At 63.3% G+C, this 25714-nt stretch carries 24 protein-coding genes; 7 read left to right on the top strand and 17 right to left on the bottom strand.

Going from position 1 to position 25714, the window contains the following annotated elements:
• Positions 1 to 5: 5 nt before the first annotated feature.
• On the top strand, positions 6 to 728 hold the full coding sequence (locus EOC83_RS03850) for an HAD family hydrolase (RefSeq protein WP_063169934.1): 723 nt from the start codon (positions 6 to 8) through the stop codon (positions 726 to 728).
• Positions 729 to 1087: 359 nt separating this feature from the next.
• Here the strand turns inward: EOC83_RS03850 and EOC83_RS03855 are convergent, their stop codons facing one another.
• Entirely contained in the window at positions 1088 to 1825 is a 738-nt protein-coding gene (locus EOC83_RS03855) for a methyltransferase (RefSeq protein ID WP_027161817.1), read from the bottom strand.
• A complete protein-coding gene (locus EOC83_RS03860) occupies positions 1822 to 3828 on the bottom strand; it encodes a long-chain fatty acid--CoA ligase (protein WP_063169935.1) in 2007 nt (668 codons plus the stop codon). Before EOC83_RS03860 ends, EOC83_RS03855 begins: the two co-directional genes overlap by 4 nt.
• Before the next feature lie 453 nt (positions 3829 to 4281).
• Between EOC83_RS03860 and EOC83_RS03865 the strand changes: the two genes are divergently transcribed.
• The 5 genes from EOC83_RS03865 (at position 4282) to EOC83_RS03885 (ending at position 9544) form a co-directional block, all read left to right on the top strand.
• Complete coding sequence (locus tag EOC83_RS03865) at positions 4282 to 5874, top strand: ABC transporter substrate-binding protein (protein ID WP_013527993.1); 1593 nt, start codon at positions 4282 to 4284, stop codon at positions 5872 to 5874.
• Positions 5875 to 5924: 50 nt separating this feature from the next.
• Entirely contained in the window at positions 5925 to 6932 is a 1008-nt protein-coding gene (locus EOC83_RS03870) for an ABC transporter permease subunit (protein WP_063169936.1), read from the top strand.
• Positions 6933 to 7002: 70 nt separating this feature from the next.
• Positions 7003 to 7857, top strand: a complete 855-nt coding sequence (locus EOC83_RS03875) for an ABC transporter permease subunit (RefSeq protein ID WP_224618710.1) — start codon at positions 7003 to 7005, stop codon at positions 7855 to 7857.
• A gap of 2 nt (positions 7858 to 7859) precedes the next feature.
• Positions 7860 to 8714 carry an ABC transporter ATP-binding protein gene (locus EOC83_RS03880; protein WP_024503389.1) on the top strand — a complete coding sequence of 285 codons (855 nt, stop codon included), beginning with the start codon at positions 7860 to 7862 and terminating at the stop codon, positions 8712 to 8714.
• On the top strand, positions 8714 to 9544 hold the full coding sequence (locus EOC83_RS03885) for a dipeptide ABC transporter ATP-binding protein (RefSeq protein ID WP_063169937.1): 831 nt from the start codon (positions 8714 to 8716) through the stop codon (positions 9542 to 9544). Before EOC83_RS03880 ends, EOC83_RS03885 begins: the two co-directional genes overlap by 1 nt.
• 523 nt (positions 9545 to 10067) lie before the next feature.
• Here the strand turns inward: EOC83_RS03885 and EOC83_RS03890 are convergent.
• The 4 genes from EOC83_RS03890 to EOC83_RS03905 form a co-directional block, all read right to left on the bottom strand.
• Positions 10068 to 10508, bottom strand: coding sequence for a hypothetical protein (locus tag EOC83_RS03890; protein WP_063169939.1), 441 nt, complete (start codon positions 10506 to 10508; stop codon positions 10068 to 10070).
• A gap of 128 nt (positions 10509 to 10636) precedes the next feature.
• Complete coding sequence (locus EOC83_RS03895) at positions 10637 to 11938, bottom strand: cysteine desulfurase-like protein (RefSeq protein ID WP_063169940.1); 1302 nt, start codon at positions 11936 to 11938, stop codon at positions 10637 to 10639.
• Positions 11939 to 11987: 49 nt separating this feature from the next.
• The gene (locus EOC83_RS03900; protein WP_013527987.1) at positions 11988 to 12662 is read right to left on the bottom strand and encodes an amino acid ABC transporter permease; all 675 of its coding nucleotides are present in this window, start codon (positions 12660 to 12662) and stop codon (positions 11988 to 11990) included.
• 149 nt (positions 12663 to 12811) lie between these two features.
• A complete protein-coding gene (locus EOC83_RS03905) occupies positions 12812 to 13609 on the bottom strand; it encodes an ABC transporter substrate-binding protein (RefSeq protein ID WP_024503391.1) in 798 nt (265 codons plus the stop codon).
• 505 nt (positions 13610 to 14114) lie between these two features.
• Here EOC83_RS03905 and EOC83_RS03910 point away from each other — a divergent pair.
• Positions 14115 to 15206, top strand: coding sequence for an LLM class flavin-dependent oxidoreductase (locus tag EOC83_RS03910; RefSeq protein ID WP_063169942.1), 1092 nt, complete (start codon positions 14115 to 14117; stop codon positions 15204 to 15206).
• 24 nt (positions 15207 to 15230) lie between these two features.
• Here EOC83_RS03910 and EOC83_RS03915 read toward each other — a convergent pair whose 3' ends face one another.
• From EOC83_RS03915 to EOC83_RS03965, 11 genes are all read right to left on the bottom strand, one after another.
• Positions 15231 to 15626: a RidA family protein gene (locus tag EOC83_RS03915; RefSeq protein ID WP_063169943.1), complete on the bottom strand. Its 396-nt coding sequence runs from the start codon at positions 15624 to 15626 to the stop codon at positions 15231 to 15233.
• A 77-nt stretch (positions 15627 to 15703) separates the two neighbouring features.
• On the bottom strand, positions 15704 to 16852 hold the full coding sequence (locus EOC83_RS03920) for an acyl-CoA dehydrogenase family protein (protein WP_063169944.1): 1149 nt from the start codon (positions 16850 to 16852) through the stop codon (positions 15704 to 15706).
• 75 nt (positions 16853 to 16927) lie between these two features.
• A complete protein-coding gene (locus EOC83_RS03925; protein WP_063169945.1) occupies positions 16928 to 17740 on the bottom strand; it encodes an enoyl-CoA hydratase family protein in 813 nt (270 codons plus the stop codon).
• Entirely contained in the window at positions 17737 to 18207 is a 471-nt protein-coding gene (locus EOC83_RS03930; RefSeq protein ID WP_063169946.1) for a MarR family transcriptional regulator, read from the bottom strand. The genes EOC83_RS03925 and EOC83_RS03930 overlap by 4 nt, the downstream gene beginning before the upstream one ends.
• Positions 18201 to 18974, bottom strand: coding sequence for an SDR family NAD(P)-dependent oxidoreductase (locus EOC83_RS03935; protein WP_063169947.1), 774 nt, complete (start codon positions 18972 to 18974; stop codon positions 18201 to 18203). The genes EOC83_RS03930 and EOC83_RS03935 overlap by 7 nt, the downstream gene beginning before the upstream one ends.
• A complete protein-coding gene (locus EOC83_RS03940; protein ID WP_063169948.1) occupies positions 18971 to 21265 on the bottom strand; it encodes a bifunctional salicylyl-CoA 5-hydroxylase/oxidoreductase in 2295 nt (764 codons plus the stop codon). Before EOC83_RS03940 ends, EOC83_RS03935 begins: the two co-directional genes overlap by 4 nt.
• A gap of 140 nt (positions 21266 to 21405) precedes the next feature.
• On the bottom strand, positions 21406 to 22005 hold the full coding sequence (locus tag EOC83_RS03945; protein WP_063169949.1) for a VOC family protein: 600 nt from the start codon (positions 22003 to 22005) through the stop codon (positions 21406 to 21408).
• Between the two features lie 77 nt (positions 22006 to 22082).
• Positions 22083 to 22919 carry an ATP-binding cassette domain-containing protein gene (locus EOC83_RS03950; protein WP_063169950.1) on the bottom strand — a complete coding sequence of 279 codons (837 nt, stop codon included), beginning with the start codon at positions 22917 to 22919 and terminating at the stop codon, positions 22083 to 22085.
• Positions 22912 to 23793: an ABC transporter ATP-binding protein gene (locus tag EOC83_RS03955; protein WP_063169951.1), complete on the bottom strand. Its 882-nt coding sequence runs from the start codon at positions 23791 to 23793 to the stop codon at positions 22912 to 22914. Before EOC83_RS03955 ends, EOC83_RS03950 begins: the two co-directional genes overlap by 8 nt.
• Positions 23790 to 24638 (bottom strand): ABC transporter permease, encoded by an 849-nt coding sequence (locus EOC83_RS03960; RefSeq protein WP_013527973.1) that lies wholly within the window; start codon positions 24636 to 24638, stop codon positions 23790 to 23792. The genes EOC83_RS03955 and EOC83_RS03960 overlap by 4 nt, the downstream gene beginning before the upstream one ends.
• The gene (locus EOC83_RS03965) at positions 24631 to 25638 is read right to left on the bottom strand and encodes an ABC transporter permease (protein ID WP_013527972.1); all 1008 of its coding nucleotides are present in this window, start codon (positions 25636 to 25638) and stop codon (positions 24631 to 24633) included. Before EOC83_RS03965 ends, EOC83_RS03960 begins: the two co-directional genes overlap by 8 nt.
• Between the last annotated feature and the right edge of the window lie 76 nt (positions 25639 to 25714).

Consider the following 25714-nt stretch of genomic DNA (forward strand, 5'->3'; position numbering starts at 1 on the left):
AAAGCTTGGCAGACATCAAGGGAATATTGTTCGACAAGGACGGCACGCTTGTCGACTTCAACGCCACCTGGCTCGGCGTTGCCGACTTCATGGCCATGGATGCGTCGGAAGGCGATCGCTGGAAAGCCGACAGGCTGCTGGCCGCTGCCGGCTTCGATTTCGCCAACAAGCGTTTCAAGCCGGACTCCATCTTTGCCTCCGGCACCAATCTCGACGTCGTCGAATTGTGGTTCCCACGCCTGTCCAACGAGGATCAGATGCTTGCGGTTGCCCGCTTCAACGAGATCACCTCCGTACAAGGCTCGGCGATGGCCGTGGCGCTGCCGGGCATCGTCGATACGCTGACGGCACTGCACAGGAAATCCTACCGGCTTGGCGTCGCCACCAACGATTCGACCAGCGGCGCGGAAAAGACGCTGGTCACGCTCGGCGTCGCTCAATTGTTCGACGCGGCCTATGGCTACGACGCGGTGGCCAATCCGAAGCCGGCGCCCGACACCATCCAGGCCTTTAGCGATCTCACCGGCCTCAAGCCGGCGGAAATCGCCATGGTCGGCGACAACCGGCACGACCTCGAAATGGCACGTGCCGGCGGCTGCGGGCTGGCGGTCGGCGTGCTCTCCGGCACCGGCACCCGCGAATCGCTGGCCGGCATTGCCGATGTGGTTCTGGATTCGGTCGCCGACCTGCCGGATTTTCTCTCGGCGCGGGTCAGGGAGACGATCTGACGGGAAAGGCTAGGTCAAACTCGATTCACCTCGGGATTTTCTGCCAATGGCCGAGATGGGGGAGCAGTCCATGGAAACTATCGAGCTTCTGGTTTGTTTTCGGACACAATGGGCCACTCATCAGCAGAACAAACGTACCCGCATTTGCCGCACCTGATCTTGGCGCTTTGCGCTGTCGATGTCTTCGCCTGGCTGAAGATCGAAGCCCCGATTTTCGCATTTTGGGCAAACTGTGAAACCGATACGTTGAACAACTTTAATCCACGCCACTCGACTTCTCCGACCAACGGCTAGTCGAATCTATTTTCTGCCCTCGATGTTTGTCCACAATGAGTAGAATTTAGGCTTGCTCTGTGGCGTCAGCGCGCTCCCTCCTCAAACGAAAAGACGCCGCTAAGCCTCGTCGCAGCCCCCTTCGCGTCGCCGAAATCCGGCACCTTGTATTCGGCGAGCAATCGCAGCCGGGACAGCGGCAGGTCGTTGCGGCGGGGATCTCCGACCAGCACCTCGATGCCGGCCGCCAGGCAGCGGTCGAGGAACGGGATAACCCGCAGAGCAACCTCAGGGCCGTAGAACACGTCGCCGGCAAGCACGAGCTCGACCGCCGGCGGGGGACCCGTGGTAATGTCCTTGTCGACAATGGCGATCTCGACGCCGTTGGCCGCGGCATTGAGGCCGATCGCGGCAACGCCGTTACGGTCGATCTCGGCGGCGATCACTTCGCGCGAACCGGCCTTGGCTGCGGCGATGCCGACAAGGCCGGAGCCGGCACCAAGGTCGAGCACGCGGCGACCGGCTACCGTTTGCGGATGATCCAGTATATGGCGCGCAAGCACCGCGCCGCCGGCCCACACGTAAGCCCAGTAAGGCGGCTGCGGCTCAGGTCCATTGTTGTCCGCCTCGATCGTGTCGTCATCGTCGTCAGCGCTTTGGTGCGTATCGGTAAGCCGTCTCAGGCCACTGGCCGGGTGCGGTGTAAAAAGCTGGATCTCAGGCACCGACGGCACCGGGGCGAGGCGCATGTTCGTCCTGATGAACTCTGCCGGGTCAGGACGGCAAGGTGCATCTACGGCATCCGCGCCGCCGGCTGCAATCATTCGCGCAGCGCTCGCCGCAGGATCTTGCCGACCGGCGTCTTCGGCAGTTCGGTGCGGAATTCGATGTATCTGGGCCGCTTGTAGCCGGTCAGGTTCTCGCGGCAAAAGGCGGTCAGTGCCTCGGCGGTCAGCGCCGGATCCTTCCTGACCACGAACAGTTTCGGCACCTCGCCCGAATGCTCGTCCGGCACGCCGATCGCCGCCACTTCGAGCACGCCCGGATGCATCGCCACGACTTCCTCGAGCTCGTTGGGATAGACGTTGAAGCCCGAGACCAGGATCATGTCCTTCTTGCGGTCGACGATCTTGGTGTAGCCGCGCTCGTCCATGAAGCCCATGTCGCCGGATTTGAAGTAGCCGTCCTTGGTCATCACCTTGGCGGTCTCATCCGGCCGGTTCCAGTAGCCCGCCATCACTTGCGGCCCCCGGATGCAGACTTCGCCGACCTCGCCGAGCGGCAAATTGTTGCCGTCTTCGTCGCGGATGGCGATCTCCGTCGAGGGCAGCGGCAAGCCGATGGTGCCGGTGAAGTCGCCGGCGGTGAACTTGTTGGCGGTGGCCACCGGCGAGGTTTCCGAGAGGCCGTAGCCTTCGGTGACCGAACATCCGGTCAGCGCCTTCCAGCGTTCGGCGACGCCCTTCTGCACCGCCATGCCGCCGCCCAGCGTCAGCACCAGCGGCTTGAAGTCGAGCTTGCGGAAATCCTCATTGTTGAGCAGCGCGTTGAACAGCGTGTTGAGGCCGGGAAAGATGTGCACCGGATATTTCTGCAATTCCTTGACGAAGCCTGGGATGTCGCGCGGATTGGGAATGAGCACATTGCGGGCGCCCTGCTGCATGCCCATCAGCGCGTTCACCGTCAGCGCGAAGATATGATAGAGCGGCAGCGCGCAGATGAAGTTGGGATGCGCGGGTTTCGGCTTGATCGTGTAGGCGTCCTCCATCCACTGCGCGTTCTGCGCGACGTTGGCGAGCACGTTGCTGTGCAGCAGCGTGGCGCCCTTCGAGACGCCCGTGGTGCCGCCCGTATATTGCAGGAAGGCGACATCGTCGGCTGCCACCTTGGCCGGCCTGAAGCCCATACCGGCGCCGGCCTTCATGGCGGCATTGAACTTGACATGGCCGGGCAGCGACCATGCCGGCACCATCTTCTTCACGCGGCGCACGACGAAATTGACGATTGTGCCCTTCAGCCCGCCAAGCATGTCGCCCATCGCGGCGACCACCACATGCTTGACCGCGGTCCTGGCGATCACCGCCTGCAAGGTGTTGGCGAAGTTCTCCAGGATGACGATGGCTTGCGCCCCGGAATCCTTCAGCTGGTGTTCGAGCTCGCGCGGCGTGTAGAGCGGATTGATGTTCACCACCACATAACCCGCTCGCAAGATCGCCATCATCGCCACCGGATATTGCAGCACGTTGGGCATCATCAGCGCGACGCGCGCGCCTTTCTGCAGGCCCTTCGATTGCAGGTAGGCGCCGAAGGCCGCCGACAGCCGCTCGACATCGGTGTAGCTGATGGACTTGTCCATGCAGGTGAAGGCCGGCTGCGCGGAAAACTGCTTGCAGGCGGCGACGAGGAAATCGCCGATCGAGCTGTAGGGCAGGGCGCCGATCTCCGCCTGCACGTTTTTCGGATAGCTCTTGAGCCACGGCTTTTCCGGCAAGCCGGCGGCCAGCGCCGTCAGCGCTTTCGGCAATCGGTTGGCGGTGGCGTCGGCCGGCTTTGCCGCCGGTGGGGCCTTCACCGCTGCCGCGGCCTTCGAGGCCGGCCTGGCAGCGGGCTTTGCCGCACCCGCTTTACGCCCCGGCGCCGTCTTTCCGGCCGCAGCCTTGGCCGGGGCTTTCACCGCCGGCTTTGTGCTTGCCCTTACAGGTGCCGCGGCCGCCTTCGGCTTGGCGGCTTTGGCAACGGGTGCTTTCGGCTTGGCAGTACCGGCTGCTTTCGACGGCGCCTTGGCTCCCGCTTTCACCGGCGCCGTCGTCCTTGATGCTTTTGCCAACCGTTCCTCCCTGGACAAGTCTTGTTCATCCGTGCCGCACTCGCCCCTGAATTGGCAAGGGCGTCCTCCGCTGCGGCCGCTACACCCTATGTATTGCCTCCCTTGGTGAGCGTGCAAGTCTTGCCCTTGCGGCAACGCGGCGAAAGATTTGCCGTCGAAAGTCTTTGCCGCCGCCAGCGCTCCAGGCGGTGTCCTGACGCATCCCACGGCCGCTCGGAAGCGCCGGGAACATTTATATCGTCAGCCTGGCGATCAATAAAAAAATTCGGCTGTTAATAATCTCGTGAACGGAAGAAACGGCTAATTTTTTCTGCAATTTGGCAAAGTTGCGGATTTTTTTCCTGCTTCCCGCGGGGTAAGCAAACGGGGTGTTCCAAAGCCGGAAAAACGGTGCTTATATGCGCGCTTCGCGAGCCTGATAGAGGGGCTTGGAAGAACATCAGGGAGTGCTCAATGAATAAGAAGCTGACTTTTGCAGCCGCGTTGCTGGCTGCAAGCGTCCTGGGCGGCATGGCCAATGCGAAAACTCTGGTCTACTGCGCGGAAGCTTCGCCGGAAGGTTTCGATCCGGCGCCGTATACCGCAGGCCAGACGTTCGACGCGTCCTCGCGCACCGTCTTCAACCGCCTCGTCGAATTCGATCACGGCAAGACGACGACCTCGCCGGGCCTGGCCGAAAGCTGGACGATCTCCGACGATGGCAAGGAATATGTCTTCAAGCTGCGCAAGGGCGTCAAGTTCGCCGCCACCGACTATTTCACCCCGACGCGCGACTTCAACGCCGACGACGTGGTGTTCTCGTTCGAACGTCAGGTCGACAAGAACGGTCCCTGGTTCCAGTACATTCCGGGCATTGCCTACCAGTATTACAATGACCAGTTCGGCGACAACATCACCAAGGTCGAGAAGGTCGATGACCTGACGGTGAAGTTCACCCTCAAGGAGCCGGCGATCACCTTCATTCCGACGCTGGGCATGGATTTTGCCTCCGTCGTCTCCAAGGAATATGCCGACAAGCTGCAGGCCGACAAGACGCCTGAGCTGTTCAACCAGAAGCCGATCGGCACCGGCCCGTTCATCTTCGTCGACTACCAGACCGACGCCGCCATCCGCTACAAGGCCAACCCGGACTATTGGGGCGGCAAGCAGAAGATCGACGATCTGGTCTTCGCCATCACCACCGATCCGGCCGTGCGCGCACAGAAGCTCAAGGCCGGCGAATGCAACATCATGTCGTACCCGGCACCGGCCGACATCGCCGGCCTGCAGGCCGATGCGAACCTGAAGGTCGAGGAGCAGGAAGGCCTCAATGTCGGCGCGCTGATGTACAACACCCAGCAGAAGCCGTTCGACGACGTGCGCGTGCGCAAGGCGCTCAACATGGCCATCAACAAGAAGGCCATCATCGACGCGGTCTTCCAGGGTGCCGGCCAGGTGGCGGTCAACCCGATCCCGCCGACCATGTGGTCCTACAACAAGGAAGTGAAGGACGATCCGTACGATCCGGATGCAGCCAAGAAGCTGCTTGAAGAGGCCGGCGTCAAGGACCTCAAGATGAACGTCTGGGCCATGCCGGTGTCGCGCCCCTACATGCCGAACGCGCGCCGCACCGCCGAATTGATCCAGGCGGACTTCGCCAAGGTCGGCGTCACCGTCGAGATCGTCAGCTACGATTGGGGTGAATACCTCAAGCGCGCTTCCGCGGTCGATCACGACGGCGCCGTCATCGTCGGCTGGACCGGCGACAATGGCGATCCGGACAACTTCCTCGGCGTGCTCCTGAGCTGCGCTTCCGTCGGTTCGAACAACCGCGCGGAATGGTGCAACAAGGACTTCGATGCGCTCATCAACAAGGCCAAGACCGTTTCGGATCAGGCCGAGCGCACCAAGCTCTATGAACAGGCACAGGTCATCTTCAAGGAACAGGCACCCTGGGCGACGCTCGCTCACTCCAAGGTGTTCATGCCGATGCAGAAGACCGTCACCGGCTTTGCGATGGATCCGCTCGGTATCCACCGCTTCGACGGCGTCGATATCGCCGAATAAGGTTGCGAAACGGGGGCGCCACCATGTGGTGACGCCCCCACTCGCCCGCCATGCTGCGTTATATCCTCGGCAAGCTCGCCCTCATCATCCCGACCTTCATCGGGATAACCATCCTCGCCTTTGGCTTCGTGCGCATCCTGCCCGGTGATCCGGTGCTGGTGCTTGCGGGCGAACGCGGCCTGTCGCCCGAACGCCACACGGCGCTCATGCACCAGTTCGGTTTCGACCTGCCGATCTGGCAACAATATCTGACCTATCTGACGAACATCCTCGGCGGTGATTTCGGCACCTCGTTTTCCACCAAGACACCGGTGCTCAAGGACTTCCTTGTCCGCTTTCCGGCAACGGTCGAGCTCGCCATCTTCGCCATGATCTTTGCCGTCATCCTGGGTGTGGCCGCCGGCATTTTCGCTGCCATCCGCCGCGGCTCCTGGTTCGACCAACTGACCATGGGCACGGCGCTGGCCGGCTATTCCATGCCGATCTTCTGGTGGGGTCTGCTGCTGATCATCGTGTTCTCCGGCATGCTGCACTGGACGCCGGTTTCAGGCCGCATCGACCTCCTCTACTTCTTCAAGCCGGTGACCGGCTTCATGACCATCGATTCCCTGATCTCGGGCCAGAAGGGCGCCTTCCGTTCGGCGCTGTCGCACCTGATCTTGCCGACCATCGTGCTCGGCACCATTCCGCTCGCCGTCATCGCGAGGCAGACGCGCTCGGCGATGCTCGAGGTGCTGGGTGAGGACTATGTCCGCACCGCGCGCGCCAAGGGCCTGGCGCCGCGTAGGGTCATCGGCCTGCACGCCTTCCGCAACGCGCTGATCCCGGTCGTCACCACCATCGGCCTGCAGGTCGGCACGCTGCTCACCGGCGCCATCCTGACCGAGAGCATCTTCTCCTGGCCCGGCATCGGCAAATGGATGATCGACGCCATTTCCAAGCGCGACTATTTCACCGTGCAGGGCGGGTTGCTTTTGATCGCGCTGATCGTCATGTCGGTGAACCTCATCGTCGACGTGCTCTACGCCGTCATCAACCCACGCATCCGGGCCAACTGACATGAGCAATGAAGGCCCCGCCACCATCGAAGCCGCGACCGTCGTCAAGCCGCAGGACGCCAGGTTGCAGATGTTCGGCGAGTTCTGGCATTACTTCTCCGTCAACAAGGGCGCGGTGATCGGGCTCTTCGTCTTCGCGCTGCTGATCCTGATCGCCATTTTCGCGCCGCTGCTGGCGCCGCATTCGCCGGACGATCAGTTCCGCGACTTCTTCCTGACGCCGCCGGCCTGGCAGGAGGGCGGCAATGCGCAGTTCCTGCTCGGCACCGACGCCGTCGGCCGCGATATGCTGTCGCGCCTGATCTACGGCTCGCGCTTCTCGCTCGCCATCGGCTTCGTCGTTGTCACGTCAGCGCTGATTTCAGGCGTCATCCTCGGCCTGCTCGCCGGCTACTGCCGCGGCTGGGTCGACACGCTGATCATGCGCATCATGGACATCATCCTGGCCTTCCCGTCGCTGCTCTTGGCCCTGGTGCTGGTCGCGGTGCTTGGCCCCGGCCTCGTCAACGCCATGATCGCCATCGCCTTCGTGCTGCAGCCGCATTTCGCCCGGCTCACCCGCGCCGCCGTGATGGCCGAAAAGACCCGCGAATATGTCGTCTCGGCCAAGGTCGCCGGCGCCAGCCATCTCAGGCTGATGCTGGTCACCATCCTGCCAAACTGCATCGCGCCGTTGATCGTGCAGGCGACGCTGTCCTTCTCCAACGCCATCCTCGAGGCGGCGGCCCTTGGCTTCCTCGGCATGGGCGCGCAGCCGCCGACGCCGGAATGGGGCACCATGCTGGCCGAAGCGCGCGAGTTCATCCTGCGCGCCTGGTGGGTGGTGACCTTCCCTGGCCTCGCCATCCTGATCACCGTCTTTGCCATCAACCTGATCGGCGACGGTCTGCGCGACGCGCTCGACCCCAAGCTGAAGAGGTCCTGAGCATGCCTCTGCTCGAGATCAAGAACCTCACCGTTTCCTTCGACACCGCGGCCGGACCGTTCATGGCCGTGCAAGGTATCGACCTGTCGATCGAGCCGCGCGAAGTGCTGGCGATCGTCGGCGAGTCCGGCTCCGGCAAGTCGGTGTCGATGCTGGCGGTGATGGGGCTGTTGCCCAACACGGCAACCGTCAAGGCCGACCGCATGGCCTTCGACGGCGTCGATCTGCTGAAGCTCAGCCCGTCCGAACGCCGCAAGATCGTCGGCAAGGACATCTCGATGATCTTCCAGGAGCCGATCGCCAGCCTCAACCCGTGCTTCACCGTCGGGTTCCAGATCGAGGAGGTGCTGCGCTTCCACATGGGCATGGACCGCGCCCAGCGCCGGGCGCGTGCCATCGAACTGATGAAGCTGGTCGGCATCGCCGACCCTGAAGAGCGGCTGAGTTCCTTCCCGCACCAGATGTCCGGCGGCCAGTGCCAGCGCGTCATGATCGCCATCGCCATTGCCTGCAATCCGAAACTGCTGATCGCCGACGAGCCGACCACGGCGCTCGACGTCACCATCCAGAAGCAGATCCTCGATCTGCTGGTTTCGCTGCAGGCCAAATACGGCATGGGCCTGATCATGATCACCCACAATATGGGCGTGGTGGCCGAGACCGCTGACCGCGTCATCGTCCAGTACAAGGGCCGCAAGATGGAAGAGGCCGACGTGCTGTCGCTGTTTGAATCGCCAAAGAGCAATTACACGCGGGCGCTGTTGTCGGCCTTGCCGGAAAACGCCGTCGGCGACCGGCTGCCGACCGTTTCCGACATGATGTTCGAGCCGGCGCCTTCTGCTGCGGGAGCCACCTGATGAGCACCACGGTTCTCGAAGGCAAGAACATCGTCCGCGACTACCACATCGGCGGCGGCCTGTTCACCGGGCCGCGCACCGTGCACGCGGTCAAGGGCGTCTCGTTCAAGGTCGACAAGGGCAAGACGCTGGCCATTGTCGGCGAAAGCGGCTGCGGCAAGTCAACGCTTGCCCGCATCATCACGCTGATCGATCCGGCGACATCGGGCGAATTGTTCATCGACGGCAACAAGGTCGACATCGCCAAGGGCGGATTGACCAAGGAGATGCGCCGCAAGGTGCAGATCGTCTTCCAGAACCCCTACGGATCGCTCAATCCGCGCCAGAAGATCGGCGACGTGCTGGGCGAGCCGCTTTTGATCAACACCGACAAGCCGGCGGCCGAGCGGCGCGACCTGGCGATGAAGATGCTGAAGAAGGTCGGGCTCGGTCACGAACATTACAATCGCTATCCGCATATGTTCTCCGGCGGCCAGCGCCAGCGCATCGCCATTGCCCGCGCGCTGATGCTCAATCCGAGCCTGCTGGTGCTGGACGAGCCGGTCTCGGCGCTCGATCTGTCGGTGCAGGCGCAGGTGCTCAACCTGCTCGCCGACCTGCAGGACGAGTTCCAGCTGACCTACGTCTTCATCAGCCACGATCTGTCCGTGGTACGCTACATCGCCGACGATGTGATGGTGATGTATTTCGGCGAAGCGGTGGAATACGGCTCGCGCGACGAGGTCTTCGCCGACCCCAAGCACAGCTACACCAGGACGCTGTTCGCCGCGACGCCGCGCGCCGACGTCGCGTCGATCAAAGCGAGGCTGGCGAAGAAGAAGGCCGCCTGAGGCTTTTCGTCATCCTAGGTCGTGAACTCATAAATGCAGTATGACCGCGATGATTGGGAAGCAGGGCAAAGGGGCTGGCTTAGCCCTCTACACCCCATTTTAATTGGCTGGCATCGATGACGTCTGATCCCATGTACTCAACAAAATAGCTTCGTATCCTTTGGCGATGCCGATCCCATCTGGGGGACATTCGCTCACTCTTGTTCTCAATTTCAGCTAGAAAGACCCATTCCACGAATTGGTCCGCTGTGACATCACCGGATTGAGGGATAAAATCGGTGACATGCATGAATTTGTCGCCGTGCATTCCTCCGCAATACCCATGACCAGCACAGACCGCGTGCATGAGCGAGTCGAATCTATTCTTTACTTTCATGGAACATGCGCGATGGTGAAGCGGGATGCCTAGGCGCGCTGCGACAGCATATATCCTTGGGTGTAGATCCGCAATGGAGTCGTTTTTCGACCGGGACCTTCATATTATTGCGGAGTCTGAATCAGATTCCGCCGCAGTATGAAAGTCTCAGCCGGAGGGGTCCTCAGCGGCCAGTGGTGTTTCCCGTGTCAGCAACCAATCTTGAGCCACGATCTCAATTGTGTCGTCACGGAAGTAGAACAGGAATTGACGGGAGGTCGGCAAATCCGCCGACAAGACATCCCAATCGTCATCCTCGACGACCCGAGTGTCGCCCATAACCTCGTAGAACTCGCCCCATTTCGGAGCCTGACCGCCGTAAAGCCCTTTTCCTGCAAACCATGCATGATCGTTCGTCGCGTCCCAACGAAAACGACTGCAGCCGAGGAATCGTAGCGTCGCAATTTCTCCAGGCTCGGCACTGTAGGCCCACGGGTTAAGACGAAAGGAAAGGCGGACGCTGTTGCCTTCGACTACCAGCTCTATGTCAGGAGCATTGGGCTCGGCATTCCAATCGGTGTTCAAGTGCTGGAACGATAAATTGGCCATCAGCCATCTTGCATGCTGGGAGGGCAGTTTTCCACCTATCGCAGTCCTTTTTCATTTATCAGTACAGGGCCTAGGGCGAAGCGTCGCGCAGACCCCAGGATTACGACCCCCAATGTAGCCGCAGCCTACTACTCGACCGGCCCGAAGGCCGCAGCTCGGGACAACTTCGCGACAATCGCACGCAGAGCTTCGCCGAAGCGCCGGACTTCCTCGACCGTGTTGTAGTGGACCAACGAGGCGCGGATGGCGCCGCTGTCCATCGAGAGGTTGAGACGCTTCATCAGCCGTGGCGCGTACATGTGGCCGTCGCGGATGCCGATCTGCATCTCGGCCATTTCCTCGACGACCCGCTGCGGCGATAGTTTGCCGATGTTGAAGCAGAAGGTCGGCACGCGCTCATGGATGCGCGCCTCGTCGGCAACGCCGTAGATGGTTGCCCCGCAATCCTTCAGCACGGCCAGCATCTCGCGCGCCAGCACCAGCTCGTAGTCGCGGATGGCGCCCATGCCGGCAACGATGTTTTCGCGTCGGGAGCGGTTGTTGGACGGCGCCAGATTGCGGCCGATCAGTTCCAGATACTGCACCGCCGCATCCATGCCGGAAACGTTCTCGTAGATGAAGGTGCCGGCCTCGACCTTGTAGGGCGGCTCGTCGGGGATGAAGTCCTCGCGAAAGGTCGGCAGCCGCTTCAGCGTTTCGAAACGGCCCCACAGGAAGCCCATATGCGGCGAGAAATTCTTGTAGCCGGAGCAGACGAGATAGTCGCAATCCCAGGCCTGCACGTCGATCAGTCCATGCGGCCCGTAATGCACGCAGTCGAGGAACACTTCGGCGCCGGCCGCATGCGCGATCCCAGCCACCGCAGCGACATCGACGATCGAGCCGATCGAGTGCGCCGTGACCGTGCAGGCGACCAGGCGGGTGCGGTCCGAGACCAGCGGACGCAGATCGTCGACATGCAGATTGCCGTCCTCACGCATCCGCCACCATTTGAATTTCGCACCGGCCGATTCCAGCGCCAGCCAAGTCGCGATGTTGGCGTCATGATCCATGTCGGTGACGACGATCTCGTCGCGCTCTTGCAGCATCTGGCCGATGCCGAGGCTGACCAGGCGGATGAACGAGGTGGCATTCATGCCGAAGCAGATTTCCGCCGGGCTGTAGGCGTTGATGAGCAGAGCGACGCTTGTCCGCGCATCGGCGACCGATTGGTCGACGGTGACGCTGCGGCCATAGCGGCCGCCACGCTGCACATTGTGCGAAACCAGATGATTGGTCACCGCGTCGAGCACGCTCTGCGGGATCTGCGCGCCGGCGGCGTTGTCCAAAAAGATGAAATCGCCGGCCCGCTGCAAGGCTGGAAACATGGCGCGGATGGTGTCGACGGGGAACGCGGTGGCATTCGCATTGTCGGTTTGATGCTTATTCACGGGTAGGCTCCTGCGGAGGGCTTGGACGGGGTGGGATCGGTTGGCGAGGTCAGCGCTTCTTTTCGGTCTTGAAGCGCTCTTCAAGCAGGCTGACGAGGCGGACCATCGGCCAGAGGAAGATGAGATAGACAAGGGCGGCGCCGATCAGCGGCGATGGGTTGGCGTAGAGCGACTGCGCGTTGGTCGCTTCCTTCAAGAGTTCCGGCAGCGCCACGGTGGAGGCGAGCGAGGTGTCCTTGAACATCGAGACGCAGTTGCTGGTCATCGGCGGGATGACGACGCGGATCGCTTGCGGCAGCACCACCTTGCGCAAGGTCAGGAGGAACGGCAGGCCAAGCGCCTGCGACGCCTCGAACTGGCCACGCGGAATGCTCTCGATGCCGGAGCGGAACACCTCGGCCGAGTAGGCCGACATGATGAAGGCGAAGGCTGTCACCGCCGATGCCCAGGACGACAGGCGTATGCCGAGGAAGGGCAGCGCATAGTAGATCAGGATCAGCACGACCAGCACCGGCAGGGCGCGGAAGATGTCGGTGTAGCCGACCGCGAGCCAGCGCAACGGCTTCGGCGCATAGAGCCGCACCAGGCTGATCCCCAGGCCGATGGGGATGCCGATGCCGATGCTCAAAATGCCGAGCAGCAGCGTGTTCAGGAAGCCGCGCAGCAGCGCCGGCAGGCTGGACATAATGACGTCGGGGTTGAAGAAGGTGTCGATCAGCGACATGGGAGCGTTCCCGAACCCCAGAGCAAAGAATGCTCACGTTAAACTCATGGGCCGCCGAGGGCAGGAGATCTGCGGCAGAAGCCGGCGGCCAGGCGTGAAAGAATCGTGCCGGCCTGGAAAGCCGGCACGATGTTACCGCAGCCTTCAGCTCAGGCCTTCGGCAGCGGCATTTCCTTCATGGTCGAAGAGTCGGCGGGCGCGTCGCTGCCGAACCACTTCTTGTGGATCGCGGCCAGCGTGCCGTCCTTCTTCATCGCGCTCAGCGCATCGTTCAGCTTGCCGAGCAGCGGGTGGTCCTTGGTCATCATCAGGCCGTATTGCTCACCGGTCTTGATGCGCTCCTTGACCACCAGGTCCTTCATCTTGGTGAAGGAATATTCCATGCCCGGAATGTCGCTGACTGCCGCATCGACGCGGCCGGCGCTGAGGTCGAGCAGCAGGTTCTGCTGCGTGTCGTAGCCCTTCACGTCGCTGAAGCCGTCGGCTTCCTGATGCGCCTTGACCCAGGTTTCGCCGGTCGAACCGGACAGCACGCCGATGATCTTGCCCTTGAGGTCGGCCTCGGCCTTGATCGGGCTGTCGGCCTTGGTGGCGATGCCCATATCGGAATCATAATAGGGCTGCGTGAACGACTGTGACTTCAGCCGCTCCGCCGTGATGGTGATCGACGAGATGGCGACGTCGATGCGCTTCGAGGTGGTGGCGGCAAACAGCGCCTGGAAGCCGAGATCGGCGATGTCGGTGGTCATGCCGATGCGCTTGGCGGCTTCGTTGACGATGTCGACCTCGAAGCCTTCGAAAGTGCCGCTCTCGTTCTTGAATTCGAAGGGCGGGTTGGTCGGGTAGGCGCCGACATTGAGCACATCCGCGGCATAAGCGGTGGCGGGGCCGGCGGCGATGCCGATGGCGGCGGCGAGAAGAAGCAATTTGCGACGCGTGAAGCTCATTTTTGTTCCCTCTGTTGTTGATCGGGCGGGTTGCTCCCGCACGGTTTTTTGCCGCCCCGCTTCACGCAGGGCGTCAATTCATGGCAGCGACCATGCGGTCACGGTTGGCGATGTTGTGTGTTGCAGACCGCGAATCCGCGCGCACGTCATCGAAGGCATGGCGCGTGTTGGATGATGACTGGGGCAGTATGAACGACAAGAACTGAGACTCCCACCCGGAGCACCCACGATGGACTGGCCGGCACGATGGACTGGTCTGCTCGATGGACTGGCCGGCAAGCCCGTCCGGCACGGCAATCGCCATCGACTCCGGAATGCTTATCCAAAGTGCGGCGCTTTTCAAGGCGAAAGTTTTAAGCTTAAAAAGCTGCGATGTCCGTTGCGTGGTGGACACGGTGCGGCCCGCTGGAACCGATACCCGCGAGCGATGGTGACGCCAAGCTATTTCAGGCTTGAAATATTTCCGCGCGGGCCTAGCGTGCGATCTTCGCCGGGAGGTCGCGACGTGAACAAACCACACCCTTTGCACGGCTCGAACAGACTGAAGCTTGGCGTCTTTTCGACCAATGCCGATGGCGGGCTTGCCATCACCGATGTGCCGGAGCGCTGGGCGGCGAGCTGGCAGGACAATGTGACCGCAGCCCAGATCGCCGACCGCGCCGGGCTGGAGTTCATGCTGCCGATCGCGCGTTGGCGCGGCTTCGGCGGCCGCAACAAGGTGCGCGAATGGTCGTTCGAGACCTTCACCTGGGCGGCGGCACTCGCCATGGCCACCGAGCAGATCGGCCTGTTCATGACCGTGCATGTGCCGCTGGTGCATCCGCTCTATGCCGCCAAGGCGCTGGCGACGGTCGACCATATCAGCCAGGGACGCGCGGGCTTGAACATCGTCTGCGGCTGGAACCCGAAGGAATTCGGCATGTTCGGCACGCCTTTGGTCGAGAAGGGCTACGATCAGGCGGCCGAATGGATCGAAATCCTGGAAAAGCTTTATGCGTCGGCCGAGCCGCTCGATTACGAAGGCACTTATTACCGCCTCAAGGAGGCTGTCAGCCGGCCGGCCAGTCTGCAGGTTCCGCGCCCCGTGACCATGAACGCCGCCTTCGGCGGGCCGGGCCGCGATTTCGCTGCCGCCCGGTGCGATTATCTGTTCACGACATTTTCGGAAATGAGCGATGCCGGCAAGCATGTCGCCGACATCAGCGAGCGGGCCGATAAGGCAGGCCGCGATGTCGGCGTCTACACCGTGGCGCATGTCGTCTGCCGCCCGACGATGGAAGAGGCGCAGGCCTACTACACGCGCTACGCCGTCGATATGGCCGACCATGACGCCGTCGATGCCCACATGGCCGGCAAGAAGGAATTCTCGCAATCGCACGACCCGCACGCCTATGACCGCTACCGGCAGCGTTTCGCCGGCGGCGCCGGCACCTACCCGCTGATCGGAACGCCGGAAACGATCGCCGCCGACATGGTCGCAATTGCCGGGCACGGCTATCAGGGCATCGCGCTGTCCTTCGTCAACTACACGCAAGAACTGCCCTATTTCTGCGATCACGTGCTGCCGATCTTGAGGCAGGCGGGGCTTCGCGAATAATTTATTCCTGAGGCAGCCAATAATTTATTCCGGAATGACGGCGGTGGCCTGGATTTCGATCTTGGCGCGATCCTCGACCAGCGCCACCACCTGCATGGCGGCCATCGCCGGAAAATGCCGGCCGATGACCTCGCGATAGGCCTCGCCGATACCCCTGAGATTGGCAAGGTATTCGGCCTTGTCGGTGAAGTACCAGGTCATCGAGGTGATGTGCTGCGGCCCCGCGCCGGCTTCCGCCAGCACCGCGACGATGTTCTGAAGCGTTTGCCGCACCTGGCCGACGAAGTCGTCGGTTTCGAACTGGCATTGGCCGTTCCAGCCGACCTGTCCGCCAACGAAGACGAGCCGACCGCGCGCCGCGACGCCGTTGGCGTAGCCGACAGGTTTGGCCCAGCCTTCCGGCTGCAGAATCTGGTGCATTTCAGTCTCCCGATTCGTCAAAACTCGGTTCGCAATATCCATTGTCAAAACAGTCTGGTCCGTGGGCGCGACCTGCTTCAGGCCGCGCCCATCACTTGCCGCGCAATCACCACTTTCTGCACGTCGGAGGCACCCTCATAGATGCGCAGCGCGCGGATCTCGCGATACAGGCTTTCGACGATGTGGCCTTTGCGGACGCCGTCGCCGCCGTGCAGCTGCACGGCCTTGTCGATCACCTCTTGCGCCCTGTCGGTGGCAAACAGCTTGGCCATCGCCGCCTCGCGGGTGACGCGGGGCGCACCCATGTCCTTGGTCCAGGCGGCGCGGTAGACCAGCAGCGCCGCCGCATCGACATCGAGCGCCATGTCGGCGATGTGCCCCTGCACCATTTGCAATTCGGCCATCGGCGCGCCGAATAGTTTGCGCTCGGCCACGCGTTTGATGCTTTCATCCAGTGCACGGCGGGCAAAGCCGAGTGCCGCCGCACCGACGGTCGAGCGGAACACATCGAGCACCGACATGGCGATGCGGAAGCCGTCGCCTGGCTTGCCGATCAGTGCGGTGGCCGGCAGGCGGACCCGCTCGAAAGACAGCCGCGCCAGCGGATGCGGCGCGATCACTTCGAGCCGTTCGGCGATGCCAAGGCCCTTGGCGTCGCCAGGCACGAGGAAAGCGGAAAGTCCCTTGGCGCCCGGCGCCTCGCCGGTGCGGGCAAAGACGACATAGAGGTCGGCGATGCCGCCATTGGAGATCCAGGTTTTTTCGCCTGTAAGAACGTAGCTGTCGCCGTCGCGGGTCGCCGTCATTTCCGTGTTGGCGACATCTGATCCCGAGCGCGGCTCCGACAGGGCGAAGGCTGATATCGCCTTGCCGGCGCGCGTCTTCGAAAGCCATTGCCGCTGCTCCACCGTGCCGAACAGGCTGAGCGCGCCGGTGCCCAGCCCCTGCATGGCGAAGGCGAAATCGGCCAACCCGTCATGGCGGGCGAGCGTCTCGCGCGTGATGCACAAAGTGCGGACGTCGAGGGGACCCGGGTTGTCGGTGTCGAGCGCCGTTGGCTTCAGCCAGCCGTCTCGGCCGAGCTTGCTGACCAGCTCGCGGCAGGCGGCGTCGACATCATGGTGATCGACTGGGAGGTTGGTCGTGCACCATGTCTCGAGGTGCTCGGCTAGTTCGCGATGGCGGTCTTCGAAGAACGGCCAGGAGAGGAAGGAACGGTCAGGCATTGGTGGCCCCGCTATTGAGGCCTTGCGCACTACGGCGCCCCCCTCCCGCCAACGTCTCCACGCAAAGCATCATCCTCAATCCCCCTCGAACACCGGCTTTTCCTTGGCCACGAACGCCTTGTAGGCGCGTTCGAAGTCGCGGGTCTGCATGCAGATCGCTTGCGCCTGCGCTTCCGCCTCGATCGCCTGGTCGAGGCCCATCGACCATTCCTGGTTGAGCTGGGTCTTGGTGATGCCGTGCGCGAAGGTCGGGCCGGAGACGATGCGCGCCGCCATGTCGAGCGCGTCGGCTTCAAGCGCGGCGGCATCGACCAGCCGGTTGTAGAAACCCCAGCGTTCGCCTTCATCAGCCGTCATGGTGCGGCCGGTGTAGAGCAGTTCGGCGGCGCGGCCCTGGCCGATGATGCGCGGCAGGATCGCGCAGGCGCCCATGTCGCAGCCGGCGAGGCCGACGCGGGTGAACAGGAATGCGGTCTTGGCTTCCGGCGTGGCGATGCGGATGTCGGAGCTCATCGCAATGATGGCGCCGGCGCCGACCGCGACGCCGTCGACCGCCGCAATGATCGGCCTGCCGCAATTCAGCATCGCCTTGACGAAATCGCCGGTCATGCGGGTGAAGACCAGGAGCTCCTTCATGTCCATTTTGACCAGCGGGCCGATAATGTCGTGGACATCGCCGCCGGAGCAGAAATTGCCGCCATTGGAAAGGAACACCACGGCGTCGACATCGTCGGCATAGACGAGGTCGCGGAACGTGTCGCGGAGTTCCGCATAGCTGTCGAAGGTCAGCGGGTTCTTGCGCTCCGGCCGATCGAGCCGGACCTTGGCGATCCTGCCCTCGACCTCCCAGAGGAAATGCTTCGGCTTGCGCCCGGCCATTGCGGTCATTCGCGTCCCTCCCAGTTGCTGCGGAACGAGGTCAGCATGCCGGTCAGCCGGCGCGCGTCGTCCTCACTGACCTTGCCCAGCAATTCGCCGATCCAGCCTTCATGCGCCGCGGCGATCGCGGCAAAGGCCTGCGTGCCTTCCTCGGTCAGCCGCACCATCGAGGTGCGGCGGTCGCCATTGCGCCGCGCGCGGGCGACAAGTCCTTCCGAAACCAGCCGGTCGACGATGCCCGTGACATTGCCGTTAGAGACCAGCAGGAAACGCGACAGGTCGCTCATCAGCATGCCTTCCGGCGCGCGATAAAGCGCTGCCATCACGTCGAAGCGCGGCAGCGTGGTGTTGAAGTCCTTCTTCAGCCGCTCGCGCAGCTCGGCCTCGATCGTGCGCGAGGCGCGCAGCAGCCTGATCCACAGACGCAAGCGGTCCTTGCCGGGTCTCGACGGCGCGGGCAGGGGGCCGGCTACCATGTTTCGCCTCCTGAGATGGAAATCGCCTGTCCGGTGATCGATTGGGCGGCGTCGCCGCACAGCCACAGCACGGCGGCGGCAATTTCATCCGGCTGGATGAAGCGGCCTTGCGGGTTGGTCGAGGCAAGGCTCGATCGCGCTTGTTCGGCCGAGCGGCCGGTCTTTTCGATGATGCGCCGGATGGACTCTTCCAGCATTTCGGTTTCCACAAAGCCTGGGCACACCGCGTTGACGGTGACGCCGGATTTCACTGTTTCGGCGGCAAGCGCCCGCATCAGGCCGATGACGCCATGCTTGGCGGCGACGTAAGACGCGACGTAGGCGTAGCCTTTCAGGCCGGCGGTCGAGGCGATGAAAACAATTCGTCCCGTCTTCCGCGCGGCCATGCCGGCCAGCGCGGGCTTCACCGTCAGGAAGGCGCCGGTCAGATTGACGTCGAGCGTCCGCTGCCAGTCGCTGAGCGCGGTTTTGTGCGCCGGCGCGCTGCCGGCCATGCCGGCATTAGCGACGACGATGTCGAACGGGCCGCGCGCGGCTTGCGCCCTCTCGTAGAGCGCCGCCATTGCCGCCTCGTCGGTGACATCGGCGGCGATGCCAGAGATGCGGTCGTTTTCGCCGGCCACCTTGGCGAGCTCTGCTTCCCGGCGGCCGCAGATGGTGACGCCGATGCCGGCAGCAGCCAGCGCCAGCGCGATGGCCCGCCCGACGCCGGAGCCGCCGCCAGTGACCAGCGCATGCTTGCCGGGTATCGTCGCGGCGGCCGTCATACTTTCAGCCCCGCTGCGGCGTCGCGCTCGGCCAGACGGTAGAGCTGGTCGCGTCCGGGCAGATAGGGATCAGGCCATTTGACACCGCGGTCGCCGAGCGTGACGGCGGCATGCAGCGTCCAGTAGGGATCGGCGAGATGCGGCCGCGCCAGCGCCACCAGGTCGGCGCGGCCGGCCATCAGGATCGAATTGACATGGTCCGGCTCGTAGATGTTGCCGACCGCCATCGTCGCCATGCCGACCTCGTTGCGGATGCGGTCGGAAAACGGCGTCTGGAACATGCGGCCATAGACAGGCTTGGCCAGTGCCGAGGTCTGGCCTGCCGAGACATCGCAGATGTCGACGCCGGCCTCATGCAGCAGCCGCGCGATCTCGACCGCGTCGGCCGGCGTCACGCCCTCGATGCCGACCCAGTCATTGGCGGAAATGCGCATCGAGATCGGCTTCTCCGCCGGCCAGGCGGCGCGCACCGCGCGGAAGATTTCGAGGGGATAGCGCATGCGATTGTCCAGCGAACCGCCATATTCATCCGTGCGCCGGTTGGTGACCGGCGTGATGAAGGACGACAAGAGATAGCCATGCGCGGCGTGGATTTCGAGCATGTCGAAGCCGCAGCGATCGGCCATCTCGGCCGAAGCGACGAATTCGTCGCGCACGCGGTCCATGTCGGCGCGGTTCATCGCCTTCGGAACCTGATTCTGCGGCGACCACGCAACGGCCGAAGCCGCCATCACCGGCCAGTTGCCTGAGACCAACGGCACGTCAGTGCCCTCCCAGCCGAGCCGGGTCGAGCCCTTGGCGCCGGAATGGCCGATCTGGGCGCAGATCTTGGCCTCGGTCTCGGTGTGGACGAAATCGACCAGCCGCTTCCACGCCACCTCATGCTCGGGCGCGTAGAAGCCGGGACAGCCGGGCGTGATGCGCCCTTCCGGGCTGACGCAGGTCATCTCGATATAGATGAGACCGGCGCCACCCTTGGCCCGCTCGGCATAATGCGTGAAATGCCAGTCGGTCGGGCAGCCGTCGACAGCCTTGTACTGCGCCATCGGCGAAACGACGACGCGGTTCTGCAGCCTCATGTCGCGCAGCTTGAACGGCGCGAACATCGGCGCGCGGCGCAGGCTGTTGCCGCCGGCGCCCGCCTGGCGCTGGAACCATTCTTCCGCGCTTTCAAGCCATTCGGCATCGCGCAGTCGCAGATTCTCGTGGCTGATACGCTGCGAGCGGGTCAAAAGCGAATAGTTGAACTGCACCGGATCGAGGCCGAGATAGCGCTCGACCTCCTCGAACCATTCCAGCGAATTGCGCGCCGCCGATTGCAGCTTGAGCACCTCGGTGCGGCGGGCATCCTCATATCTGCGGAAGGCGGCATCCAGGTCCGGCTCAGTTTCGACATATTCGGCCAGCGCCACAGCACTTTCCAGTGCCAGCTTGGTGCCGGAGCCGATCGAGAAATGCGCCGATGCCGCTGCATCGCCCATCAGCGCGAGATTCTTGTAAGACCAGCGCTCGCACAGCACGCGCGGGAAATTGATCCAGGCCGAACCGCGGATATGGTTGGCATTCGTCATCAAGGCGTGGCCGCCGAGATGTTTTTCGAAGATCCGCTCACAAACGGCGATCGATTCCTGCTGCGACATCGCACCGAAGCCGAAGGCAGCCCAGGTCTGCTCGCTGCACTCGACGATGAAGGTCGCGGTGTCGCTGTCGAACTGGTAGGCGTGGGCCCACACCCAGCCATGCTCGGTTTTCTCGAAGATGAAGGTGAAGGCGTCGTCGAATTTCTGGTTGGTGCCGAGCCAGACGAACTTGCATTTGCGGGTGTCGATGTCGGGCTTGAAGATGTCGACGAAACTGTTGCGCGCCCTGGAGTTCAGGCCGTCGGCAGCGACGACCAGATCGTGCGTCTCCATGTAAGGCTTGGGATCGGCGATGTCGGTCTCGAACATCAGCTTGACGCCGAGTTCACGCGCCCGGCGCTGCAGCAGGACCAGCAGCCGCTTGCGGCCGATGCCGCAGAAACCGTGCCCTGACGAGACCGTGCGCACGCCGTCATGAATGACGGCGATGTCGTCCCAGTAGGCAAAGTGCTTCTTGATCCAGACGGCGCTGACCGGATCGTTTTTCGACAGATTGTCGAGCGTTTCGGCCGACAGCACGACGCCCCAGCCGAACGTGTCGTCGGCGCGGTTGCGCTCGAACACCGTCACATCGTGGGCGGCGTCCCTCAGTTTCATCGAAATGGCAAAGTAGAGGCCGGCTGGTCCGCCGCCGAGAACCGCAACCTTCATCTGTGCGATCTCCTCTTCGCTTGCTGGAGTTCAGTATCGCGCCGGCGATAAGATATTTCAAGCTTAAAGTTTCATATCAGAACGATCGTCCTGACATGGCGAAAGCGCGCCTGCGTGTCATCGCGCAAGCGCGCTGCCGATCACTTTTCCGGGCTCTTCGGGCTCCACAACACCGTCTCGGCGCCCTTCTCATAGGCCATCCCGTCGGGATAGCTGATCGCTTCCAGTTGCAGCCCCCAGGGCGCCTGGAAATAGAGGATGGTCTGGCCGGCGGCGGGTCCTTCCTTGACCGGCAATGGTCCCAAGCGTGTCTTGACGCCCTTGCCGTCGAGATAGGCTTTGGCAGCGGCGACGTCGTCGACATAGAAGGCGATGTGGAAGCCGCCGATGTCGCTGTTCTTTGGCGTCAGGTCCTTCTGGTCCGGTGCTGTGTATTTGAACAGCTCGATGTTCGAGCCGTAGCCACAACGCACCATGGTGACCTCTTCGATCACCGCCTTCGGATCGACGCCCAGGAGATCCTGCATGAAGGTGCCCTTGTCGTCGGCGAACGGGCCGAACGACATCGCCTTCTTGCAGCCGACCACTTCGGTGAAGAAGTCGACCGCCTGCTTCATGTCGGGAACCGTGATCCCGGTGTGGTCGTGGCCGCGCATGCCCGGGATCGAATCCGCCGAGGCCATGCCGGCGCTGCCGAGCATCGCGGCGGCGAGCGTTGCAATTGCGATTGTGGTCTTCATGTCAGTCCTCTCCATTTGGCGGGACTTGGTCTTTGTGGTCGCACGTCCGAGGCCCGCTCGTCGGCGTGCGTATGCATTCATGTCGGCGGCTTGGCTGCGGAAGGAATGTCGAGCCAGCTCGCATCGATCTCGGGCAGCGGAATGGCCGCGATGAGATCGCGCGTGTAGCTTTGCCGCGGCTTGTCGAACAAGGTGTCGGTGGCGCTCGCTTCGACGATCACGCCTTCGCGCATGACGATCACCTGCCGGCACAGCCGCCGGATGACCGACAGATCGTGGCTGATGAAAGCGACGGTCAGCCCCATCTCCGCGGCAAGCTCCTCCAGCAGGGTGAGGATCTGCGCCTGCGTCGAGACGTCGAGGCCCGAGACGATCTCGTCGGCCAGCACGAATTTCGGCGACAGCGCCAGCGCGCGCGCAATGCCGACGCGCTGGCGCTGGCCGCCCGACAGTTCGTGCCGATAGCGGCTGGCGAAACTTTGCGGCAGGCCGACACGCTGCAGCGCCTCGGCGACGCGCGCCTTCAGGTTGTCGCCAAGACCATTCTGCTTCAAAGGCGCGGCGATAATGCTGGTAATGGTGCAGCGCGGGTTGAGCGACGACATCGGATCTTGAAAAATCATCTGCAGATTGCGCCGCAGCGGCCGCAGCTCCGCTTCCGGCAGATTGGTGATGTCGCGGCCGTCGAAGCGGATGCTGCCGGCGCTTGGCTCCAGCAGGCGCACCAAAGCGCGGCCGAGCGTCGACTTGCCCGAACCGGATTCGCCGACAATGCCGGTCACCGAGCCCCGCGGCAGGTCGAAGTCCAGGCCCTTCAGGATTTCGGCCAATGGCGCGCGGCCGATCAGTGGCTTGCGCGTCATGTCGGGCAGCGCGACCTTCAGCCCGCGCACGGAGAACAACGGTTCAACCATGCGGCCGCCTCCAGGCTTGGTCGGCGGCAGCGATCTCCGAAGCAAGTCCGGCCAGCACCGCCTCGTCCACCGGTCTTAGCGAGGCGAAAGGATCGGTGTAGCGTGGCGTCGCCGCGATCAGCGCCCGTGTGTAGGGGTGCTGCGGCGCGGCGAAGAGCGCTGCGGTCTCGGCCTCCTCCACCACCTTGCCGGCATAGAGCACCGAGACCCTCTGGCTGATCTTGGCGACGACGCCGAGATCATGGGTGACGAACAGGATCGCCGTGCCATGCTCGCGCTGCAACGCAGCGATCAGCCGCAGGATCTGCTTCTGCACGGTGACGTCGAGCGCCGTGGTCGGCTCGTCGGCGACGATCAGCCTTGGCTCCGCGGCGAAGGCGGCGGCGATCAGCACGCGCTGGCGCATGCCGCCGGACAGTTCGTGCGGATAGCTTTTGAGCACGCGGTCGGGGTCGCGGATCTGCACCTCGTCCAGCAACTGGCGAATGCGGGTATCGGCCTTCTCGCCACTCCAGCCGAGGATGCGCACCAGCCGGTCGGTCATCTGCGAGCCGATGCGGCGTGACGGGTTGAGAGCGGTCAGCGGGTCCTGCGGGATCAGCGCCGTGCATGCCCCGATCAGCGTGCGCCGTGCCTTGGGCGGCAACTTGCCGAGGTCTTCGCCCTCAAGCAACATATCGCCTTCGACGATGCGCACGCTCGACGGCAGCACACCAAGCACAGCCTTGCCGATCATCGTCTTGCCGGCGCCGCTTTCGCCGACCAACGCGCGGACCTCGCCGGGTTGGACGGAGAGCGACACCGAACGCAGCATGCGCTGGCCGTTGGGCAGCACGGCGCTCAGATTGGCGATGTCAAGGCAGACCGCGCTCATCGCAGCACCGGGTCGAAGCGCGTCTTCAACGCCTCGCCGAATTGGCTGAACGACAGCACGGTGAGGATGAGCGTGATCAGCGGGAACACCAGCACCCACCAGGCCTGATGGATCGACAGCCGGCCCTCGGCGATGATGCCGCCCCAGGTCGGGTCGTCGGTCGAGATCGACAGATTGACGAAGGACAGGATCGCCTCGACGATGACGGCGATGCCCATTTCCAGCGACAGCAGCGCCACGATTGACGGCACCACATTGGGCAGCACTTCGCGCAGCATGATGCCGATGCGGCCATAGCCGGCGATGCGGGCATTCTCGACATAATCCATGCGCGACTGGCCCATCGTCTCGGCACGGATCACCCGGCAGAAACGCGTCCAGTCGATGATGGCGATGGCCAGGATGACGGAACTCAAGCCTGTGCCGAGCACCGCAACCAAAAGGATGGCGAACAGCACCGGCGGAAATGCCATCCAGACATCGACGATGCGCGAGATGATGCGGTCGGCCCAGCCGCCGAAATAGCCGGCTATGAGCCCCAGCATCGAGCCGACCAGGCAGGCGGCGATGGCCGCGGCGAAAGCGACGATGAAGGCGATGCGGCCGCCGAAGATCAGCCGGGACAACAGATCGCGGCCGAGGCTGTCGGTGCCGAGCCAATAGCCGGGTTCGGCGCCGGCCATCCAGAACGGCGGCAACCGTTCCAGCATCAAATCCTGCGCCAGCGGATCCTGCGGCGCGACCAGCGGCGCGAAGATTGCCGCCAGAAGCGCCAGCAGCAGCCAACCGCCGGCAAGCCACAGACGCGGCGACACAGCTCGTCTTTGAGCGCGGCCCTCATCCATGGCGCAGCCTTGGATTGAGCAGCGCGTACATCATGTCGACGCTGAGGTTGATCAGCACGAACAGCAGCGCGAAGACCAGCACGATGCCCTGAATCAGCGGCAGGTCGCGGTTGATGACGGCGTCGATCGCCATGTTGCCGAGGCCTTCATAGGAAAACAGCCGTTCGACGATGACGGTGCCGCCGATGAGGAAGGTGAACTGCACGCCGACCAGCGTCAGCGTCGGCAGCGCGGCATTCTTCAGCGCTTCGCGCAGGATGACCTGTGTTTCCGAGAATCCCTTGACCCGCGCCAGCACGACGTAGTCGAGGTCGAGCACTTCCTTCAGCGACTGTTTCAGCAGCTGCGAGATGATCGCCGCCAGCGGCAGCGCCAGCGCCACGGCCGGCATCAGCATGTGTTTCAGCAGATCCCAGGTCAGGTCGAGGCGCAGACGAAGCAAGCTCTCGAACAGATAAAACTGGGTGACGAAGGGCAGGTCGAGCTGCGGCGACACCCGGCCGGAAATGTCGAAGATCGGCACCAGCACGCCGAACAGCAGGATCAGCACCAGGCCCCACAGGAAGTCGGGAATGGAAAGCGCCGCGCCGCTGGCGATGTCGATGCCGGCCTCGACCGCCGTGCCGCGTTCGCGCGCGCCGATGATTGCCGTCGTGCCGCCGAGCGCCACCGCCATCACAAGCGCGACGATGGCAAGCTCCAGCGTCGCTGGCAGCCGGTTGAAGACGAGACCCAGCACATCCTGCCTGAGCGAAATCGAGGTGCCGAAATCGCCCCTGGCGACGCCTGACAGCCAGATGAAGAATTGCTGCACGATGGTCTTGTCGAGGCCGTAGAGCGCTCGCAGCCGGGCAATGTCGGCATCCGTAGCACCAGGCGGCAGCATCATGGCGATCGGATCGCCGGGCGCGACGCGGATCACGACAAAGACGACGACGGCCACGCCGAACAGCGTGATCAGCATCGTCAGCAGACGGATCAGGAATCTTTGCAGGAGCATTCTGGCGTAGGCCTAATGCGTTTCGGTGACTGATGGAACGAAGACCCCTCATCCGGCCGCTTCGCGGCCACCTTCT

The organism is Mesorhizobium sp. Primo-A (genome assembly GCF_003997175.1).
Taxonomy (GTDB): Bacteria; Pseudomonadota; Alphaproteobacteria; order Rhizobiales; family Rhizobiaceae; genus Mesorhizobium; species Mesorhizobium ciceri.

Bases quoted from the DNA above. Each gene is read 5' to 3' on its own strand.
- EOC83_RS03855 (WP_027161817.1), bottom strand. From the start codon at position 1,825: ATGATTGCAGCCGGCGGCGCGGATGCCGTAGATGCACCTTGCCGTCCT.
- EOC83_RS03865 (WP_013527993.1), top strand. From the start codon at position 4,282: ATGAATAAGAAGCTGACTTTTGCAGCCGCGTTGCTGGCTGCAAGCGTC.
- EOC83_RS03870 (WP_063169936.1), top strand. From the start codon at position 5,925: ATGCTGCGTTATATCCTCGGCAAGCTCGCCCTCATCATCCCGACCTTC.
- EOC83_RS03875 (WP_224618710.1), top strand. From the start codon at position 7,003: ATGTTCGGCGAGTTCTGGCATTACTTCTCCGTCAACAAGGGCGCGGTG.
- EOC83_RS03880 (WP_024503389.1), top strand. From the start codon at position 7,860: ATGCCTCTGCTCGAGATCAAGAACCTCACCGTTTCCTTCGACACCGCG.
- EOC83_RS03885 (WP_063169937.1), top strand. From the start codon at position 8,714: ATGAGCACCACGGTTCTCGAAGGCAAGAACATCGTCCGCGACTACCAC.
- EOC83_RS03890 (WP_063169939.1), bottom strand. From the start codon at position 10,508: ATGGCCAATTTATCGTTCCAGCACTTGAACACCGATTGGAATGCCGAG.
- EOC83_RS03900 (WP_013527987.1), bottom strand. From the start codon at position 12,662: ATGTCGCTGATCGACACCTTCTTCAACCCCGACGTCATTATGTCCAGC.
- EOC83_RS03905 (WP_024503391.1), bottom strand. From the start codon at position 13,609: ATGAGCTTCACGCGTCGCAAATTGCTTCTTCTCGCCGCCGCCATCGGC.
- EOC83_RS03915 (WP_063169943.1), bottom strand. From the start codon at position 15,626: ATGCACCAGATTCTGCAGCCGGAAGGCTGGGCCAAACCTGTCGGCTAC.
- EOC83_RS03920 (WP_063169944.1), bottom strand. From the start codon at position 16,852: ATGCCTGACCGTTCCTTCCTCTCCTGGCCGTTCTTCGAAGACCGCCAT.
- EOC83_RS03925 (WP_063169945.1), bottom strand. From the start codon at position 17,740: ATGACCGCAATGGCCGGGCGCAAGCCGAAGCATTTCCTCTGGGAGGTC.
- EOC83_RS03930 (WP_063169946.1), bottom strand. From the start codon at position 18,207: ATGGTAGCCGGCCCCCTGCCCGCGCCGTCGAGACCCGGCAAGGACCGC.
- EOC83_RS03935 (WP_063169947.1), bottom strand. From the start codon at position 18,974: ATGACGGCCGCCGCGACGATACCCGGCAAGCATGCGCTGGTCACTGGC.
- EOC83_RS03940 (WP_063169948.1), bottom strand. From the start codon at position 21,265: ATGAAGGTTGCGGTTCTCGGCGGCGGACCAGCCGGCCTCTACTTTGCC.
- EOC83_RS03945 (WP_063169949.1), bottom strand. From the start codon at position 22,005: ATGAAGACCACAATCGCAATTGCAACGCTCGCCGCCGCGATGCTCGGC.
- EOC83_RS03950 (WP_063169950.1), bottom strand. From the start codon at position 22,919: ATGGTTGAACCGTTGTTCTCCGTGCGCGGGCTGAAGGTCGCGCTGCCC.
- EOC83_RS03955 (WP_063169951.1), bottom strand. From the start codon at position 23,793: ATGAGCGCGGTCTGCCTTGACATCGCCAATCTGAGCGCCGTGCTGCCC.
- EOC83_RS03960 (WP_013527973.1), bottom strand. From the start codon at position 24,638: ATGGATGAGGGCCGCGCTCAAAGACGAGCTGTGTCGCCGCGTCTGTGG.
- EOC83_RS03965 (WP_013527972.1), bottom strand. From the start codon at position 25,638: ATGCTCCTGCAAAGATTCCTGATCCGTCTGCTGACGATGCTGATCACG.